Genomic DNA, 3866 nt, shown 5'->3' with positions numbered 1-3866 from the left:
CAATTTGCAGAAATTAATATTTGAAAAATAAGATGTCATTCATTGCTGTGGGCGCTATTCTCGGACAGCCTCCTGGCAGATTTTAATTGGTTAATTATTATGACTATAAAAGCGTTTGCATCATCAACCGATGTGGCTCCCAAAAAAGAGACGCTTGAAGTGCTGGCAGACGGCGTTTATGCCTTTACTGCTGAGGGGGATCCTAATGTCGGGGCCATTGAGGCAGAGGACTTCCTTATTGCCTTTGAAGCTCGGGCAACACCAGGGGCTGCGTCTGACTGGCTACAGGAACTCAGAAGGCATACAACAAAGCCAGTGAAGTATCTGGTTTTGTCTCACTACCATGCCGTTCGTGTACTTGGTGCATCCGCCTTCGCTGCCGAATCGATTATTAGCCATGAGAACACCCGGTTCCTGATAAAAGAGCGCGGTATGGATGACTGGGACAGTGAGTTTCGCCGAATGCCCCGGCTGTTCCGCGAACCCGAGGGAATCCCCGGGCTGACCCATCCTGATATTGTGTTTAACGATCGATTGGCAATCCCACTGGGTGGGCATCGGGGAAGCCTGGTGCTTGAATACTGTGGACGGGGCCATACGGCCGGAGATATCTGCGCCTGGCTGCCCAGGCACAATATTCTGTTTACCGGAGATCTGGTCGAGGCACAGGCTGCTCTCTATACCGGTGATGCCTTTCATTTTGACTGGTCCACCACCACGCTGGATAAGGTCAAGGCTTATGGTGCTGAAACGTTGGTGGGTGGTCGGGGTGCCGTTGTGCATGGTCGGGATCAGGTTGATGCCGCCATCGAGCAAAGCCGTACTTTCCTCAAGACCATGATTGATCAGGTAGGCACCGTTTATAAAAACGGGGGAACGTTAACAGCAGCCTTTGCCGCATCCCATCAAAGCCTGTCTCCCCGCTATGGTGGCTGGCCCATTTTTGAGCACTGCCTGCCATTTGATGTTCAGCGCCTGTGGGATGAGTTTGATGGTATTGACTGGCCGAGAATCTGGACTGCAGAGCGGGATCAGGCAGTTTGGGAGCAACTGCAGGGCTGATATTGAATTGTGGTGGGATTGAAATATTTAACCTGCAAATAAACGACGGATTTATGATCCCTGGTTTGTATACTTACTGACTGGCCATGAAAATTTATATATGACTTGACTCTCCGAAGTGAAATCCGTTTAATACGCCTCGCACATGATTTTCGTTGTAGACAGACTTGTTGCCTGATAGCGCCTGGGTAGCTCAGTTGGTAGAGCAGCGGACTGAAAATCCGCGTGTCGGTGGTTCGATTCCGCCCCCAGGCACCATACAGAAAAGCCTTGGGTGTTTGCTCAAGGCTCTTTCGATCTGATCAAAAGTATCAGTTTCTATCAGGTTTTGGAGAACCTCACTTCAAGATAGTCAGATGCCTCTGATGAAATCACGCTTTGTCGAAATGTGGGCTGAAATTTTGTCGAGCAGAAGTTCTGTTTTCACCACTGGGAGGGCGCAAAAACAGAGCTTGGCATAGGCTGAATTCTCGGACAGCCTCCTGGCCAGAAATATACGATTCCATTTAGCCAAGTACTTATAATATCAGGCTGAATTGCCTGAATCCCCCAAAAAAGCCCAACACAGGCTTGTCCGGCTTTTTTGACACCAAACTGCAATCGTCGTATAAGACGTTTGCAAGGCTTGTCAGGGCAATTTGCCCACAACTGTTACTTGCGAAGTTGTTTCGCATTGGCAAACAAATCAGCAAAAGTACCCCCTGAATCCTGCTTCTTGCCACGGGTCTGACTGGCTTTCTGTGGTCGACCTGCAGGCTTTTCTGTTCTGGCCTGTCGTGGCTGCTGGCGAGCTTCTGCACGCTCTTCGGCCTTATCCGACAGCCGCATGGAGAGCCCGATACGCTTACGGGCAACGTCCACCTCCATGACTTTGACCTTAACGATATCGCCCGCTTTTACCACTTCACGGGGATCCTTCACGAAGTTTTCAGACAGTGCAGAGATATGCACCAGGCCATCCTGATGGACACCAACATCCACAAACGCGCCAAAGTTTGTCACGTTGGTGACCACGCCTTCCAGTTCCATATTCAGCTTCAGATCACGGATATCTTCAATGCCATCCTTGAATTCGGCGGCTTTGAAGTCCGGACGTGGGTCACGGCCGGGCTTGTCCAGTTCACTGATAATATCCGTAACGGTTGGCAGACCAAAGGTTTCGTCGGTAAATTCCGCCGCATTCAGCCCCTTCAGGAAGGCAGTATCGCCGATCAGGGCCCGCACATCCCGGCTTGACTGGCTGGCAATCTTCTCTACCACCGGATACGCCTCAGGGTGCACAGCAGAACTGTCCAGGGGGTTATCACCATTCATCACTCTCAGGAAGCCTGCGGCCTGTTCAAAGGTTTTGGCACCAAACCGGGCCACCTTCTGCAGGTCCTTACGAGTTCTGAAGGCGCCATTGTCATTGCGATAGGCAACGATGTTATCTGCCAGAGTGCGATTGAGGCCTGACACGCGGGCCAGCAGGGCGCTGGACGCGGTATTAAGGTCAACCCCTACCGCGTTGACACAGTCCTCAACCACCGCTTCCAGGGAGCGGGACAGATTGATCTGGCTGACATCATGCTGGTACTGGCCAACACCGATGGATTTCGGCTCAATCTTCACCAGTTCGGCCAGAGGGTCCTGTAAACGACGGGCGATGGATACGGCACCACGAATGGAAACATCCAGATCCGGGAATTCACGGGCGGCCAGTTCAGAGGCCGAGTACACAGACGCACCGGCTTCACTGACCACAATTTTGGTCAGGCCCAGTTTTGGATAACTGCGCATCAGCTCAGCCGCCAGACGGTCCGTTTCACGGGATGCCGTGCCATTACCGATACTAACCAGCTCAACCTGATGGGTCAGACAGAGGGTGGCCAGAGTGCCAAGGGCTTCCTTCCATTTCTTCTGGGGAGCGTGGGGATAAATAGTCGTATGCTCAACCAGCTTCCCCGTGCCATCCACCACGGCAACCTTCACGCCGGTTCTCAGGCCAGGATCCAGACCCAGGGTTGGCCTGAGGCCAGCAGGTGCCGCCAGCAGCAAATCTTTCAGGTTCTTGGCAAAAACCTTGATGGCTTCATCTTCCGAGTTTTCCCGTATGCGGGTCATTAACTCGGTTTCCAACTGGGACAGCAGCTTAACCCGCCAGGTCCAGCGCACCACATCCTTCAGCCAGTCATCCGCCGCGCGGCCTTTGTGCTCAACCTGCCAGAAATCAGCCACCAGTTTCTCACAGGGGTGGGTTGCACGACGGTCTTCCGGTTCATTGGCCAGGCGGATATTAGCCTGCAATACCCCTTCATTCCGGCCACGGAAGATGGCCAGCGCCCGATGGGACGGAACACTGTTCAGTGGCTCATCATGCTCAAAATAATCCCGGAACTTGGCACCTTCTTCCTCTTTACCCTCAACCCCGCGACTGCTCAGGATACCTTCATTCCAGAGCAGCTCACGCAGCTGCCCAAGCAGCTCGGCATCCTCACTGAAACGCTCCATCAGGATATAGCGGGCACCTTCCAGGGCCGCCTTGATATCCGCCACCCCCTTATCGGCGTCGACAAAAGCAGCGGCTTCTGCGTCAGGATCTTTTTCCGGCGTATCGAACAGCAAGTTGGCCAGAGGCTCAAGGCCTGCCTCACGGGCAATCTGGGCCTTGGTACGACGTTTCGGTTTGTAGGGGAGGTAAAGGTCTTCCAGGCGGGTTTTGGTATCGGCAGAGCGGATATCTTTTTCCAGTTCCGGCGTCAGCTTATCCTGTTCGGTAATGCTCTTCAGAATGGCTTCACGGCGCTCTTCCAGTTCCCGCAGAT

General features: G+C 53.2%; 2 protein-coding genes and 1 tRNA gene. 2 read left to right on the top strand and 1 reads right to left on the bottom strand.

What is annotated here, in order from left to right:
• Positions 1 to 99 precede the first annotated feature (99 nt).
• Positions 100 to 1062 carry an MBL fold metallo-hydrolase gene (locus KDK14_RS14215; RefSeq protein WP_257265833.1) on the top strand — a complete coding sequence of 321 codons (963 nt, stop codon included), beginning with the start codon at positions 100 to 102 and terminating at the stop codon, positions 1060 to 1062.
• 182 nt (positions 1063 to 1244) lie between these two features.
• Positions 1245 to 1320: transfer RNA gene (locus KDK14_RS14210), tRNA-Phe, on the top strand.
• A 393-nt stretch (positions 1321 to 1713) separates the two neighbouring features.
• Here the strand turns inward: KDK14_RS14210 and KDK14_RS14205 are convergent.
• A partial coding sequence (locus tag KDK14_RS14205; protein WP_257265832.1) for a Tex family protein occupies positions 1714 to 3866 on the bottom strand: 2153 nt, incomplete at its 5' end.

The organism is Endozoicomonas sp. ONNA2 (assembly GCF_024606365.1).
GTDB lineage: Bacteria > Pseudomonadota > Gammaproteobacteria > Pseudomonadales > Endozoicomonadaceae > Endozoicomonas.
Note: the sequence above shows the minus strand (reverse complement) of the source record. Positions and strands in the feature narration are given on the sequence as shown.

Excerpts from the sequence above, each read along its gene's own strand:
- KDK14_RS14215 (WP_257265833.1), top strand. The coding sequence starts at position 100 with ATGACTATAAAAGCGTTTGCATCATCAACCGATGTGGCTCCCAAAAAA.